The 13,631-nt window shown below is 62.1% G+C and carries 12 protein-coding genes, 1 tRNA gene and 2 pseudogenes; 8 read left to right on the forward strand and 7 right to left on the reverse strand.

Translation table 11 applies throughout. The features are described from left to right. On the forward strand, positions 1-868 hold an 868-nt coding region (locus BG35_RS09840; RefSeq protein ID WP_034416546.1), incomplete at its 5' end, for an ATP-binding protein. A gap of 174 nt (positions 869-1,042) precedes the next feature. Here BG35_RS09840 and BG35_RS13540 read toward each other — a convergent pair. The 3 genes and pseudogenes from BG35_RS13540 to gyrB all read right to left on the reverse strand — a co-directional run. Next, positions 1,043-1,198 (reverse strand): annotated as a pseudogene (locus BG35_RS13540) (transposase); the annotation flags it as partial. 51 nt (positions 1,199-1,249) lie between these two features. Next, the gene (locus BG35_RS09845) at positions 1,250-1,579 is read right to left on the reverse strand and encodes a hypothetical protein (protein ID WP_071994747.1); all 330 of its coding nucleotides are present in this window, start codon (positions 1,577-1,579) and stop codon (positions 1,250-1,252) included. Positions 1,580-1,599: 20 nt separating this feature from the next. After that, positions 1,600-3,573, reverse strand: a complete 1,974-nt coding sequence (gene gyrB, locus BG35_RS0101920) for a DNA topoisomerase (ATP-hydrolyzing) subunit B (protein WP_025781455.1) — start codon at positions 3,571-3,573, stop codon at positions 1,600-1,602. Between the two features lie 172 nt (positions 3,574-3,745). On the opposite strand from gyrB, the gene miaA reads away from it, so the two are divergent. From miaA to cysE, 4 genes are read left to right on the forward strand one after another with little or no spacing between them, the layout of a single operon-like run. Further along, positions 3,746-4,693 carry a tRNA (adenosine(37)-N6)-dimethylallyltransferase MiaA gene (gene miaA, locus BG35_RS0101925; RefSeq protein ID WP_025781456.1) on the forward strand — a complete coding sequence of 316 codons (948 nt, stop codon included), beginning with the start codon at positions 3,746-3,748 and terminating at the stop codon, positions 4,691-4,693. Positions 4,694-4,750: 57 nt separating this feature from the next. Beyond that, the gene (gene infC, locus BG35_RS09850) at positions 4,751-5,455 is read left to right on the forward strand and encodes a translation initiation factor IF-3 (protein ID WP_025781457.1); all 705 of its coding nucleotides are present in this window, start codon (positions 4,751-4,753) and stop codon (positions 5,453-5,455) included. A gap of 57 nt (positions 5,456-5,512) precedes the next feature. After that, positions 5,513-6,517 (forward strand): GntR family transcriptional regulator, encoded by a 1,005-nt coding sequence (locus BG35_RS0101935; RefSeq protein ID WP_308417003.1) that lies wholly within the window; start codon positions 5,513-5,515, stop codon positions 6,515-6,517. 56 nt (positions 6,518-6,573) lie between these two features. Further along, a complete protein-coding gene (cysE, locus tag BG35_RS0101940; RefSeq protein WP_236619739.1) occupies positions 6,574-7,347 on the forward strand; it encodes a serine O-acetyltransferase in 774 nt (257 codons plus the stop codon). A 27-nt stretch (positions 7,348-7,374) separates the two neighbouring features. On the opposite strand, the gene secA is transcribed toward cysE, so the two are convergent. After that, positions 7,375-10,224: a preprotein translocase subunit SecA gene (secA, locus tag BG35_RS0101945; RefSeq protein WP_025781460.1), complete on the reverse strand. Its 2,850-nt coding sequence runs from the start codon at positions 10,222-10,224 to the stop codon at positions 7,375-7,377. A 197-nt stretch (positions 10,225-10,421) separates the two neighbouring features. On the opposite strand from secA, the gene BG35_RS09855 reads away from it, so the two are divergent. Beyond that, on the forward strand, positions 10,422-10,907 hold the full coding sequence (locus BG35_RS09855) for a GNAT family N-acetyltransferase (protein ID WP_236619740.1): 486 nt from the start codon (positions 10,422-10,424) through the stop codon (positions 10,905-10,907). 45 nt (positions 10,908-10,952) lie between these two features. Here BG35_RS09855 and BG35_RS0101955 read toward each other — a convergent pair. The 3 genes from BG35_RS0101955 to psbZ form a co-directional block, all read right to left on the reverse strand. Further along, positions 10,953-11,024 (reverse strand) — tRNA-Gly (locus tag BG35_RS0101955). A 93-nt stretch (positions 11,025-11,117) separates the two neighbouring features. After that, entirely contained in the window at positions 11,118-11,609 is a 492-nt protein-coding gene (ribH, locus tag BG35_RS0101960; protein ID WP_025781462.1) for a 6,7-dimethyl-8-ribityllumazine synthase, read from the reverse strand. A 32-nt stretch (positions 11,610-11,641) separates the two neighbouring features. Beyond that, complete coding sequence (gene psbZ, locus BG35_RS0101965; protein ID WP_025781463.1) at positions 11,642-11,830, reverse strand: photosystem II reaction center protein PsbZ; 189 nt, start codon at positions 11,828-11,830, stop codon at positions 11,642-11,644. A gap of 269 nt (positions 11,831-12,099) precedes the next feature. Between psbZ and BG35_RS09860 the strand changes: the two are divergent. Next, positions 12,100-13,269, forward strand: a pseudogene (locus BG35_RS09860) (MutS N-terminal domain-containing protein); the annotation flags it as partial. 142 nt (positions 13,270-13,411) lie between these two features. After that, the coding region (locus BG35_RS13865) for a hypothetical protein (RefSeq protein ID WP_308417004.1) at positions 13,412-13,631 on the forward strand (220 nt) is incomplete at its 3' end.

Consider the following 13,631-nt stretch of genomic DNA (forward strand, 5'->3'; position numbering starts at 1 on the left):
GGTGGAAACCACCTTGCAAGTGTGCGCCAATGAGGAAAAGTCCTGCCTGGAGCAGGTGCGGAAGCTTCTGGCCACCCATGGAACGACCGAAGCGCTGGACACCCTCTACAGCCGGAAGACGGGAGAGCAGGCCCAGGCCCAGGCCAGGCTGGATGAACTGCGGCAACAACTCCGAGCCTTGATCGCACCGGAGCAGGACACACCGGAAGCGCTCATCCCCAGGCTGGAACGCCGGGAAGCAATGCTACGGACCCAGCAACAACAGCGGCTCAACGAGGAGGGACAACTGCAGGAACGCCGCCGGAGCATCAGCAGCCAGGATCCGGAAACCACCCTGGAGAAGGCCCAGGCAGCCTTGGCCCAGGCCCAGGAGCAATGGGAACAGCAGCAGCAGTTGGGTGCGGCCCTGTTGCTGCTGCAGGGGCACTTCCGCCAAGCTCAGGCGGACCTCTCCAGCCGCTACACCGAGCCCCTGGCCCGGGCCGTCAGCAGCTACCTGGCCCCCTTGCACCCTGAACACCAGGGAGGCCCCATCTGCCGGATGCGCTACAGCCGGGATGCAGGCCTGCAGGGTCTCCAGTTGTGGCGCGGTCGGAACGTGTACGACTTTACCCAACTGAGCGGCGGGATGCGGGAACAACTGAGCGCCGCCCTGCGCCTTGCCATGGCCGATGTCCTGAAGGATCGCCACGATCACTGCCTGCCCCTGATCTTTGACGACGCCTTCGCCAACACCGACCCGGAGCGCACCCCGATGGTGAGCAGAATGTTGAACACCGCTGTGGCCAACGGCCTCCAGGTGATCCTGCTCACCTGTGATCCTCAAGCCTATGGGTCCCTGGATGCGGAGAGGGAGCATTCCTTGTGATTCCTGCTGATGCTCGTGTTTCCCTGGCCCAAGCCCTGCGGGAAATCACCCTGGAAGAGTTGTTTCTTGATCTGCGCTCCTCTGGCAGGCCATCCTGGAGAACGACAACACTTGATGATTTGCCAGGGAGTCAGGGGCGGACCAAGGTGGTCAAACTCATGATGCGGAAAGCGTCATCTCGCTTCGTCCTTCCAGTCCTTGATAGTCTGTATCTCCATAAACAACATCCTCCCCATGGAGCAATTCAGAAGTTGATGTCAGGTCATGCACATTCGCTGCCATGGTCACCACAGAATGGATCAGACCCGAGTCTTTGTCCACACCAAGGTGGCGTCGATCACTGTTCCCTTCCACAATCGTGGCGGCCAGCCCGTAAACGATTCAGCCGATACGAACCCAGCCCCGGCCCTGGCGGCTGGTAACCCGCAGCCACAGATCCTGGCCGTCGTGCCAGCGCACCAGGCCCTGCAAGGGTTGCCCGATGGGCAAGGGCGCCACCGGCGGGGCGCTCACCAGGGGTTCACGGCGCAAGCCGGTGGTTTTGGCGGCCAACAGGGGATCGCCAGGTTGCCGCTGACGGGATTTACCGGGCTCAAGACGGGCGCCGCCGGCGGGCAGGCCAATGGGGAGCAACAGCGCCATGCTCAGCATCCAGGCCCAACGGCCCGCCGTAGTCTGCCGGCCATTGACGGCGGAGCTGCCCAGGGCCATGGGGGAAGAATATGGCGTCATCAAATATCCAGTTCAGTGAAGTGAAGCTCGGCGCTGTGGGTTTCAATGAATTCACGCCGGGGGGCCACCTTGTCCCCCATGAGGATGGTAAAGATACGGTCGGCTTCCGCAGCATCATCGATTTGTACCCGTTTCATCAGGCGTGTGGCAGGGTCCATGGTGGTTTCCCAAAGCTGCTGAGGCATCATCTCCCCCAACCCTTTGAACCGTTGGATGGTGTAGTTGGAGTTCCGGGGGAACTCGGCAATGCGTTTATCCTTTTCTGTTTCATCGAAGCAGTAGTAGTGCTGTTTCCCCCTCTCAACCTTGTAGAGGGGTGGACAGGCAATATAAATATAGCCATCTTCCACAATCTGCCGCTGGTAGCGATAGAAGAACGTCAGGATGAGGGTACGAATATGGGCCCCGTCCACGTCTGCATCTGTCATGATCACAACCCGATGATAGCGTAAATTGGATGAGTCAAACTCCTCCCCCTTGATGCCCAAACCCAGAGCTGTAATTAAAGATTGAATCTCCGTATTCTTGTAGATTTTCGCATCATCGGTCCTCTCGATATTGAGAATTTTTCCCCGCAGGGGCAGAATCGCTTGAAAGCGACGATCCCGACCCTGCTTGGCGGACCCGCCCGCCGAGTCCCCCTCCACCAGGTAGATTTCCGACTCGGCAGGATCCCGGGAACTGCAATCCGCCAATTTGCCGGGCAGGGTGGAACTCTCAAGCACGGATTTGCGACGCACCAGTTCCCGGGCCCGCCGCGCCGCTTCCGCTGCATTAAATGCCTGAATGGCTTTCTCCAGGATGAGGTCTCCCACCTGAACGTTGAATTCCAGAAACTCTGTCAGACATTCCCCCACAATGGAGTCCACCACCCCCCGCACTTCCATGTTGCCCAGCTTGGTTTTTGTCTGCCCTTCGAATTCAGGCTCCGGCACCTTGACGGAGAGCACGGCCGTCAATCCCTCACGAATGTTTTCACCGGACAGGTTGGAATCCCCCTCTTTGCGCTTGTTGCGCTTCCTGGCCACGGTGTTCAGCGTACGGGTGAGTACGGCCTTGAAGCCTTCCAGATGGGTGCCGCCATCCACGGTGCGAATGTTATTGGCAAATCCGAGAACATGATCCGAATAGGCATCGGAACACCACTGCAAGGCTGCTTCCACCTGAACACCGTCCTTTTCCCCTTGCACAAAAATAATGTCTTTGTGGAGAGGATCCTTCTCCTGGGTCATGTAGGCCACGTATTCCCTGATGCCCCCCTCGTAAAAATAGGTTTCCCGGTGAGGATTGCCCGCTTCGTCCAGGGCATCCTGGCGGCCGTCGGAAAACACGATATTGACGCCGCCGTTGAGATAGGCCAACTCCCGCAGGCGGACCGCCAACGTGGGGAAATCAAAGCCGATGCCTCCGGTAAAAACGTCCCTGTCCGGACAGAACCGCACCGCGGTCCCTCGCCGTCCCCAGGCAGGATCGTCCCTGTCAAGGGTCCGACTCCGTAGAGGCCCTTGCGCCACCCCCCTCTCAAAGCGCTGACGGTGTTCCTGATCCTGCCGGTACACAACCACCTCCACCCAGGCGCTCAAGGCGTTCACCACAGACACCCCCACCCCGTGGAGGCCACCGGACACCTTGTAGCCGCCACCGCCAAATTTCCCGCCGGCATGGAGGACGGTCAGCACGGTTTCCAGTGCGGACTTGCCCGTGCGGGGATGGATGTCGGTGGGAATGCCCCGGCCGTTGTCCCTCACCTCGGCGGAGCCGTCGCCGTGGAGATCCACGTGGATCTCCGTGCAATGCCCCGCCAGGGCCTCGTCCACGGCGTTATCCACCACTTCATAGACCAAGTGGTGAAGCCCCCGGGGACCGGTGCTGCCGATGTACATGCCCGGACGCTTGCGCACCGGCTCCAGCCCTTCGAGAACCTGGATTTGCGCCGCGCCGTAGTCCGCCTGAACCTTGTTGGTCTCAACCATTGGCCCCTGGCTCTCCATGGTGGAGGAGACCCTTTCCTTGGCTGAACCAGGACGGCCTGGCAACCCCCTGTAAATGGTGCAACAGTGCTCTGGAGTTCAATCTCCGGCCATCCTAGCATCGGACTTTGTTTGCAGGTTCGATGGCGGCGTTCCGGGGTCGTGGAGTTCCCCCATGGGTCACAGGCAACCGGGGCTGATCGTGATCCTCGGCCCCACGGCCAGCGGCAAGTCCGCCCTGGCCCTGGACATGGCCTGTCGTCTCGATCTTCCCATCCTCAACGGGGACTCCCGCCAGGTGTATCGAGGCATGGACGTGGGCACCGCCAAGGCCACCCCGGCCCAGCAGCGTCTGGCCCCCCATCATCTGCTGGATCTGCGGGATCCCCACCAGCCCATGACGGTTCAGGAGTTCCAGGGTCTGGCCCAGCAGTGCATTCTCGGGTTTCACAGGCGGGGGATTACCCCGCTGCTGGTGGGAGGCAGCGGGCTCTACCTGGCGGCCGTCACCCAGGGACTGCGCCCACCGGCCCTGCCGCCCCAACCGGCGTTGCGGCGCCAACTCACCGCATTGGGTCAGCCCCGCTGCCATGGTCTGCTGCGCTGTGCCGATCCCGTGGCCGCCCAGCGCATCCACCCCAACGACCGGGTACGCACCCAGAGGGCGTTGGAAGTGATCTACGGCACCGGCTGCGCCCACTCCCTCCAGCAACGCCGCCATCCTCCCGCCTATCCCGTCCTGGAAATCGGCTTGGCCCCGGAGGATCTCCACCAACGCATTCACCGGCGCACCGCCGCCATGGTGGCCGGTGGCCTGCTGGAGGAAACGCAACGGCTTATGGAGCGCTTCGGGGTCAAGCTGCCGCTGCTGCAGACCATGGGCTACCGGGAGGCCTGCCAGCTTCTGACGGGGCGCATGGACCATCAACAGGCCGTGGCTGCCATCAACCGCCGCACCCGCCGCTACGCCAAACGGCAGCTCACCTGGTTTCGGGGTCAGCACCAGCCCCACTGGCTCACCGGCTCCCGGGCGCAAGGCTGGCAAACCATCACCGGAGATCTGAGACAAAACATTGTGGATTTGGTGAGGAAACCCACCGACAGGGTCCCCGCCTCCGTTTAGAATCCCATTGGATTCAGGCCCCTTCCCCGGCCCTCATTTCACCCAACCCACCGCAATTTGGCCCCTCGTCCCCGCTTTGATCGCCGCCTCCCGGTCCGCGAGCTTCCCAACATCAACGAGCGGATCACCTATCCCACCCTGCGGGTTGTTGATGCGGACGGGACCCAGCTTGGCGTCATCAGCCGGGACGAAGCACTGCAGGTTGCTCAGGATCGAGAACTGGACCTGGTGCTGGTGAGCGAGAAGGCCGATCCCCCGGTCTGCCGGGTGATGGACTATGGAAAATTCAAGTTCGAGCAAGAGAAAAAAGCCAAGGAAGCCAAGAAAAAGTCCCACCAGACCGAGGTGAAGGAGGTGAAAATGCGCTACAAGATTGACCAGCACGACTACGATGTGCGCATCAAGCAGGCCAGCCGGTTTCTCAAGGCCGGGGACAAGGTGAAATGCACGGTCATCTTCCGTGGCAGGGAGATCCAGCACGTCAGCCTGGCGGAAAAACTGCTTCTCCGCCTGGCCGGTGACCTGGAGGAGCAGGCCGAAGTTCAGCAGACGCCCAAGCGGGAGGGGCGCAACATGATCATGTTCCTTACCCCGCGCCGGACACCGCTGGTGAAGGCCAACACGCCGGCCCGGCCCGGCAGCAGCAACCCGGGCGTTAAAAGCGGCCCGGCAACATACAGTGCGGAACACCTCCGGTCCCATCCCCGCCGTCCTGTGAACTCCAATCCGGCCGTTGTGGCGCGGGACAGGACAATGCCCTAGACTTTGTGACAGTTGGCAACTGTCCACGTGCGCTTCCAGGTCCAGCCTTGTAGCTCGGTGTCGGCCTCCCTGCAGCTCTACGGCCAACTGTCCTTCGCCATCGCGTCCCGGTTCTACTTGCCGGGACATCGCCTGCCCAGTACCCGGCAGTTGGCCATGCAGACCAACCTGCATCGCAACACGGTCAGCAAAGTCTATCGGCAACTGGAGGCCCACGGCATCGTTGAGGCGGTGGCCGGCTCGGGGGTATATGTGCGCGGTCAAGCCCCTGTCAACCCCAACAAGCCATCCCACCAGGGCAGCGTGACTGCCACAATCTCTGGCCATGGCCATGGCGGGCAGGATGTGGGCTGCTGCATCAATACCCTGCTCTGTGGCGGCCTGACCCTGCAGGAGACGCTGCGCCAGCTCACCACGGAAATCAACTGGCGCATCAGTTGTGGCGCCCAGGTGCTGGTGAGTACACCGCAAGACGATCTGGGGGCTGCGCACCTCATGGCCAGGGAGTTGATCACGTTGCCGGCTCCAGTGGCTGTGGCGCCCCTGGAGTCGTTGGATCATCGCCTGGGGGGCTTGGCCCAGGACGGCAGGAAGGCAACGGTGGTGACCAGTCGCTATTTCCTGAAACCGGTCGAGGAGGTGACCAGATCCCACAACATGCGTTGTCTGGTGCTGGATCTCAACTCTTTTGACCATGAGCTCAGCGTGATTGCCCAGCTTCGTGCGGATACCTGCTTGGGCCTGGTGAGCATCAGTTCCGGGATCCTCCGTGCGGCAGAGTTGATTCTCCAGGCCCAGCGCGGGCAAGAGTTACTGGTCATGACGGCTCTGGCGGACGTGGACAACCCCCAGGCGGGGAGGAAGCTTCTGCTGAGTGTTTGTCGCGCCTCGGGTACGATCCTCTGCGATCAACCCAGCCATCCCGTGGTGGAGGCCACCATCCGTCAACACCGTTCCCAACTGTTGCGGGTCCCCAATCTTCACTGCATCGACCACTACCTGCGCCCGGAGACGGTGGATGTGCTGATCAAGGAGATGGGCCTGAGTTGCGCCGTTGCCTGAGCCGACCTTCTGCCCAGGCCGGATGCAGCCTGTCAGGATGGATGCTGAACCACCCCATGGCCATGCGCACGCTTCTGGCTGACTTCCGGATGATTCGGGAGCGGGACCCGGCAGCCCGGAACTGGCTGGAGTCTCTCACCTGCTACCCGGGCTTCCACGCTTTGGCGCTTCATCGCCTCAGCCATAAGCTCTGGCGCCTGGGCCTGCCGTTACTGCCGCGCCTCGTGTCCCATTGGGGGCGTCTTCTCACAGGGGTGGAGATTCACCCCGGCGCTCGCATTGCTGCCGGGGTATTCATTGACCACGGCATGGGGGTGGTGATTGGCGAGACCGCGGAAATTGGTGAGGGCTGCACCCTCTACCAGGGGGTCACCCTCGGCGGGACCGGCAAGGAAACCGGCAAGCGCCACCCCACTCTGGATTGCAACGTGGTTGTGGGCGCCGGCGCCAAAGTGCTGGGGGCCATCACCATTGGCGCCGACACCCGGGTGGGCGCCGGTTCGGTTGTGGTGAAAGACGTGCCCCGTGACTGCACGGTGGTGGGGGTGCCGGGCCGGGTGATTCACCGCTCCGGGGTGCGGGTGGACCCCTTGGCCCATTCCCAGCTTCCGGATGCGGAAGCTCGCGTCATCCGCAACCTCATGGATCGGATTGACGCCCTGGAGGGGGAGGTGGTTGCCCTGCAGGAGTGCTTGCGGGACGTGGCGCTGGGGAGGCCGCTGCGCCCCCGCTGTGGCGGGCAGGCCCAAAGCTTGCAGGATCGGGAGATCATCGAGTTCTTCAGCGATCAGGAGCCCGATGAGGCCGGCCAGCAGGACAGTGCTTCCTGACCCCGATCCAACAGGGACGATTGCGCCTCAGACAATGACCTCCCGACTGGAGGGGGTGGAGGCCGCCGGTGGCCGTGGTTCAAACATGAACATGGAGTAGATAACGTTACGACGCATTTGGGTCATCATCTCCAAAAACATGGTGTACCCTTCGTTTTTGTACTCCATGAGGGGATCTTTCTGGCCATATCCCCGTAGATTCACGGACTCCCGCAAAGCATCCATGCTCTGCAGGTGTTCACGCCAAAGTGTGTCAATCTGCTGGAGGATAAAGAAGCGCTCAGCCTGGCGCATCAGGCTGGGCTGGATTTCATTCACCTGGGCCTCCTTGATATCATAGGCACTGTGGAGCTGTTCGCAAAGGAAAGCCTTGAGTTCTTCAATCTTGAGATCTACCAGGTGGTGGGATTCCAGATCAGCGAGCAGGTACACAAACTCCTTGACCTTGCCCGCCAGCCGATCCAGTGACCATTCCTCAGGGGGAAGCTCAGGGTCCACATAGGCATCAACAATGTCTTCCATGGTGCGCTCCCCATAACTCAACACCTGCTGCTTCAGTTGGTCCCCCTTCAAAACACGGCGCCGCTCCGCATAAATGGCGCGCCGCTGGTTGTTCATCACCTGATCGTAATCAAATACTTGTTTACGAATATCAAAGTAATAGGTTTCCACCTTCTTCTGGGCGCCTTTCAAGGAGCGGGTCAGCAAGCCGGATTCAATGGGCATATCCTCGTCAACACGGAAGGTATCCATCACCTTGGCCACCCGATCACCTCCGAAGATGCGCAGCAGGCTGTCTTCCAAAGACAGGAAGAAGCGGCTGCTCCCCGGATCCCCCTGGCGTCCGGAGCGACCCCGCAACTGGTTGTCCACGCGCCGTGACTCATGACGTTCCGTACCGATCACGTGGAGGCCGCCGCGGTTGGTCACCTCCTCCTGCTCACGATCCGTCACCCCATCGTACTCGGCACGAATTTTCTGCATCAACTCCCGCAGTCTTTGAATCAGTTCGTCCTGAATGGGCGCCTTCTCTGCCGCCACATTGAGGCGCTCATCCAGGGTAATGAGGCTCAAGCGGCGTTCTCCCCAGGCCTGGGCCAGATCCGCACCCAGTTGCTTGAGTTCCTGCTCCGCCTCGCCGCTGAGGGGGCAGGGGAACAACTTGGCCAGACGGCGGGATTGTTCCTGTTGACGCTGACGTTGCAGGGCTTCCGCCTGGACCGGATTCAACCGCCGCTTGCCCGACTCGCCGCCCGTAAGCTGGGGATCCTCCGGGTTCACCAACCGGGGTAGCAATGCTTGGCGGATCCGCAGGCGGGCCATGTAGTCCGTGTTGCCGCCAAGAATGATGTCCGTACCACGGCCCGCCATGTTGGTGGAGATGGTCACCGCACCGGCACGACCCGCCTGGGCAATGATTTCCGCTTCCCGTTCCACGTTTTCCGGCTTGGCATTCAACAGGTTGTGGGGAATGCTGCGCTCCCTCAGCAACCCGCTGATCAACTCGGACTTCTCCACGCTGGTGGTGCCCACCAGGACGGGCCGCGCCATCTGGTGTTTTTCGGCAATCTCGTCAGCAACGGCGCGCCACTTGGCGGCTTCCGTCTTGAACACCTGATCCGGCTCATCCTTGCGAATCAGGGGGCGGTTGGTGGGAACAACCGTCACTTCAAGTTTATAGGTTTTCTCCAGTTCGGTTTCCTCGGTTTTGGCGGTGCCGGTCATCCCCGCAAGACGGGGATAGAGCAGGAAGAGGTTCTGGTAGGTGATGGTGGCCATGGTCTGGGTTTCCGCCTGAATCGCCAGATCCTCCTTGGCTTCAATGGCCTGGTGCTGGCCGTCGCTCCACCGTCGTGTGGGCATCACCCGCCCGGTAAACTCATCCACAATCACCGCCTGCCCTTCACGGACGATATAGTTTACGTCTTTAATGAATAACTCTTTGGCTTTGAGGGCGTTATTGATATAGTGAGCCCAGGGATCTTTGGGATTGAATAAATCCCTGACCTGCAACAGTTTCTCCACTTTCTCAAAACCTTGATCCGTCAGCATCACATTGCGCTGTTTCTCATCCACCTCATAATCACCTTCAGGTTCCACCCCGTCTTTTGTCATCCCTTCAGCCCGCAGTAGTTGCGCTGCGACTGTGGCAGCCTCTTTGTATTTCTCCTGGGGGCGCTCCACCTGACCGGAGATAATCAGAGGGGTGCGAGCTTCATCCACCAAAATGGAATCCACCTCATCAATAATGCAATAGGAAAAATCCCGTTGTACAAGGTCCTTGAGATCCGTGGCCATATTGTCCCGCAGATAGTCAAATCCCAGCTCGCTATTGGTGACGTAGGTAATATCGCAAGCATAATTGCGCTGGCGCTCTTCAGGGCTCATCTCCTGCTGGATCAAGCCAACACTCAGACCCAGAAAGCGATGGATCTGCCCCACCCACTCCGTGTCACGGCGGGCCAGGTAGTCGTTGACGGTGACGATATGCACACCCTGCCCCGTCAAAGCATTGAGGTAAGCGGGCAGTGTGGCCACCAGGGTTTTGCCCTCCCCGGTTTTCATCTCGGCAATCTGGCCGTCATGGAGCACCATGCCGCCGATGAGTTGCACGTCAAAGTGACGCATGTCCAGCACCCGCCTGCCCGCTTCCCGCACCACGGCGAAGGCTTCCGGCAGCAGCTCTTCCATCAACTCAAGGCGCCGGTCCGGCTGGCGAACACCTGCAAACCGCTCTCGGAATGCATGGGTCCGCCCCTGCAGCTCCTGATCCGTGAGGGCTGCCACATCCCCCTCCAGACCGTTGATCTCGTCTACAAGGGGCCTGTACCGTTTCAGCTTGCGGGCGTTGGGATCACCCAGAAGCAGGTTGAGCATCACGCATCTCCAGCAGCAAAGGCTTCCTGACAGTGGACTGAGCCGTCACGGACCGCCTTCATTGAAAGGACCATCCTAACCATCGTCACCCCTTGTGGGGGCGCCTGCCCCGGGCAAGACTAGGCTCCGATCCGGGCCGGTCGCCAACCCGCGGTTCCGGACGTCATCCCCTTTGCCTGGGCCAGTCAGTGATTGCCATGAACAAGGATCCCGGCAGGTTGCGCAGCTTCTCCCATGGTCGCTGGCTCTTTTGGCTGCCCGCCCTCCTGAGGGTCCCGCTCCAGAGGTCCCTGGAAGGTCATGCCCTGCCGGTGGGTCAATTGCAGAAGCTGTTCATGGACAACAGCTTCTGGGGCCGGGAGCGGCGCCTTGCCGGTCTGCTGCGGTGCCTGCGGGGCTCGGACGTGATCGTGAGCACCTGGGACGGGGACGATCTGGTGGCCGTGGGGCGCGCCACCAGTGACGGGATCTATCGGGCTGTTCTCTGGGACGTGGTGGTGCGCCAGGATTGGCAAGGCCGGGGTGCGGGCCGCGCTGTGGTGAACCGTCTGCTGGCGGCGCCGGCAGTGCGCCGCGCCGAGCGGGTCTATGCCATGACAACCCATGGGATGGGCTTCTATCAGCGGCTGGGCTTCCATGAGGAGGGCAAGCAACGCCTCATGCTCTTCCGCAAGGAAAGTTAAAGAACTGGAAAGCCGTGGCTTCAAGTACTGACTTGCACCCCGTGAAGCGGATGAAGAGACTCGAACTCTCGACCCTCTCCTTGGCAAGGAGATGCTCTACCACTGAGCTACATCCGCAGCAGGCCGGGCAACGCCACAACCAATTTCCAATTATGAACCATGGAGGAGACACCTGTCAATGGGTTCGGGGACAGGGGAGTGGCGCTCTGGCTAGGGGGAGGGGGGCAGCGTTGCCATCAGGCTGGCCATCTCCAGGGCTTCAAGGCCGTAGGTCCAGCCCAGATTGCTCTTGATACCGGCCCGCTCCAGGGCCTGCTGCAGGGTATCGGTGGTCAGAACGCCAAAGATCACCGGGATGCCGCTGTCCCGGGCCACACTGGCCACACCCCTGGACACCTCGGCAATGACCACGTCAAAGTGGGGCGTGTCGCCGCGGATCACCGCCCCCAGGGCGATGATCACCTGATAGCGACCGCTACGGGCCAGCCGTTGAGCCACCACGGAAATTTCCAAGCTCCCCGGCACCCACACCGTATCCACCTGGGCGCTGCTCCGGCTGGTGTCAATGCCATGGCGGGTCAGGCAGTCAAGGCAGCCGGACAGCAACCGGGTGGTGATGAGATCGTTGAAACGGGCCACCACCAGGGCAATACGGGCGCGGCCCAACTCCGGAGCGGAAAAGCTCCCTTCAAACGTGGTCACTGCGGGGTTGCTCCTGGGTAATGCAGTCTGTCTCAGGCAACAAAGACGCTCATGCCCCAATTCAGCAGCACCAGGCCAATCCAGACCGCACTGCCCAGAAGAATTAACCGGTTGGAGCGACCGCTGTCTTCACCACTGGCATAGAGCACCGGCACAGCCACCACCATGGCAAAGCTCATGACCACCAGGAGGAAAACAGTGAACACGTTGAGAATCTGCATGGGTACGCAGCAGGGAACAGGAAACTCCACAAAATAGTCTTCCACGAAAACCGTGCATTTGAGGTTTTCTGCCTACGATCCGCAACAGCTTGTGGGAGTTGGCCAGGATGGGTGATGAAGCAGCGCCCCCGCACGATCAACAGTTGGCCCTGGCCGGCCTGGAGGCCACGGCCGCGTCCCGGCGCCAGCGGAGCGCCGGTGAGGAGGCCGTGAGCCAAGGTCCCCGCTGGAGCCACCACAGCCAGGCGCCCGTCCCGGCGCTGACGCCCATGTTGCGCCACTACGTGGAACTCAAGCGTCAACATCCCCAGCGGCTGCTCCTGTATCGCCTGGGGGACTTCTACGAGTGCTTCTTCGAGGATGCCGTCACCGCCTCCGCCATGCTGGAGCTGACCCTGACGGGCAAGGAGGGGGGGCGCGCCATTGGCCGGGTGCCCATGGCCGGCATCCCCCACCATGCCCTTGAGCGCTACGCCACCCAGCTTCTCCGCCATGGCCGCAGCGTGGCCATCTGTGATCAACTGGAGACCACCCCCAGCCAAGGGGGCCTCTTGCGGCGGGACATCACCCGGGTACTCACCCCCGGGACGGTGCTGGAAGAGGGGATGCTGAGCGCCCGGCGCAACAACTGGCTGGCGGCGGTGCTTGCCAGTGACAACGGCCATGGGCCGGTCTGGGGTCTTGCTGTGGCGGACGTGTCCACGGGGGAGTTCCAGGCCACCCAGGTGCGCAGCAGCGGCCAGTTGAACCAGGAGTTGCTCCGCCTGCGGGTGGCCGAACTGCTGCTTCCCCACGGGGGTGACCCCGGGGAAGGCGCGGCAGACACGGCGCCCCCTCCCTGGTGTCCCGCTGGTCTGGCGGTGGGCACAGTGCCCCGCCGTGCATTCCAGCGCATGGCGGCCGCGGCCGTGTTGCAGGAGCGTTTCCAGGTGGCGGGGGTCTCCGGGCTGGGGCTGGATGCGCTCCCCTTAGCCCTCGGCGCCTGTGGGGGGCTGTTGCACTACCTGCAAGACACCCAGCGGGGCATGACCGTTCCCCTGGCCATGCCCAGAACCTATTCCCTGGAGCAACACCTCCAGATCGACCAGCAAACCCACCGCCACCTGGAGTTGACGGAAACCCAGCGGGATGGCCAGTGGCAGGGCTCCCTGCTCTGGGCCATTGATCGCACCCTCACGGCCATGGGGGGCCGCTGCCTGCGCCGCTGGTTGCAACGGCCCCTGGTGGACCTCCAGGCCATTGCCGCACGACAGGAGACCATTGCCACCTTGATTGCAACACCTCAGTTGCGGCAAGCCCTGCGCCGGGTGCTGCGCCCCATGGGGGATCTGGAGCGGCTGGCGGGGCGAGCGGCCAGCGGCGCGGCGGGGGCACGGGATCTGGTGGCCCTGGCGGACGGCCTGGAGCGGCTGGGGCAGTTGGCGGGCCTGCTCCGCGATGCCCATGGCCCTTACTTCCAACCCTTGCGCCACCGGGATCCCCACCTGGTTGCCCTCGTGGAGACCACCCGACGGGACGCTGGTGAGCAGTCCGCCCCCGTCCCTGCTGGAGGGGGGCCTGATCCAGGACGGGGTGGACGACATGCTGGATCAGTTGCGCCAACGGCTGGAGGAAGATCACGCCTGGCTGAATCAGTTGGAGCAACGGGAACGGCAGGCCACGGGCATTGGCAGCCTGCGCCTGAACCTGCACCGCAGCTTCGGCTATTACATCAGCATCAGCAAGAGCCGGTCCCACCAGGCGCCGGAGCGCTACATTCGCCGCCAGACCCTGGCCAACGAGGAACGCTTTGTCACGCCGG

This window comes from Candidatus Synechococcus spongiarum SH4 (genome assembly GCF_000586015.1).
Lineage (GTDB): Bacteria > Cyanobacteriota > Cyanobacteriia > PCC-6307 > Cyanobiaceae > Synechococcus_B > Synechococcus_B spongiarum_F.

What these genes read in the sequence shown, in the direction of transcription:
- BG35_RS09845 (WP_071994747.1), bottom strand. Translation starts at nt 1,579, where the DNA reads ATGGCCCTGGGCAGCTCCGCCGTCAATGGCCGGCAGACTACGGCGGGC.
- gyrB (WP_025781455.1), bottom strand. Translation starts at nt 3,573, where the DNA reads ATGGTTGAGACCAACAAGGTTCAGGCGGACTACGGCGCGGCGCAAATC.
- miaA (WP_025781456.1), top strand. Translation starts at nt 3,746, where the DNA reads ATGGGTCACAGGCAACCGGGGCTGATCGTGATCCTCGGCCCCACGGCC.
- cysE (WP_236619739.1), top strand. Translation starts at nt 6,574, where the DNA reads ATGGCCATGCGCACGCTTCTGGCTGACTTCCGGATGATTCGGGAGCGG.
- secA (WP_025781460.1), bottom strand. Translation starts at nt 10,224, where the DNA reads ATGCTCAACCTGCTTCTGGGTGATCCCAACGCCCGCAAGCTGAAACGG.
- BG35_RS09855 (WP_236619740.1), top strand. Translation starts at nt 10,422, where the DNA reads ATGAACAAGGATCCCGGCAGGTTGCGCAGCTTCTCCCATGGTCGCTGG.
- psbZ (WP_025781463.1), bottom strand. Translation starts at nt 11,830, where the DNA reads ATGCAGATTCTCAACGTGTTCACTGTTTTCCTCCTGGTGGTCATGAGC.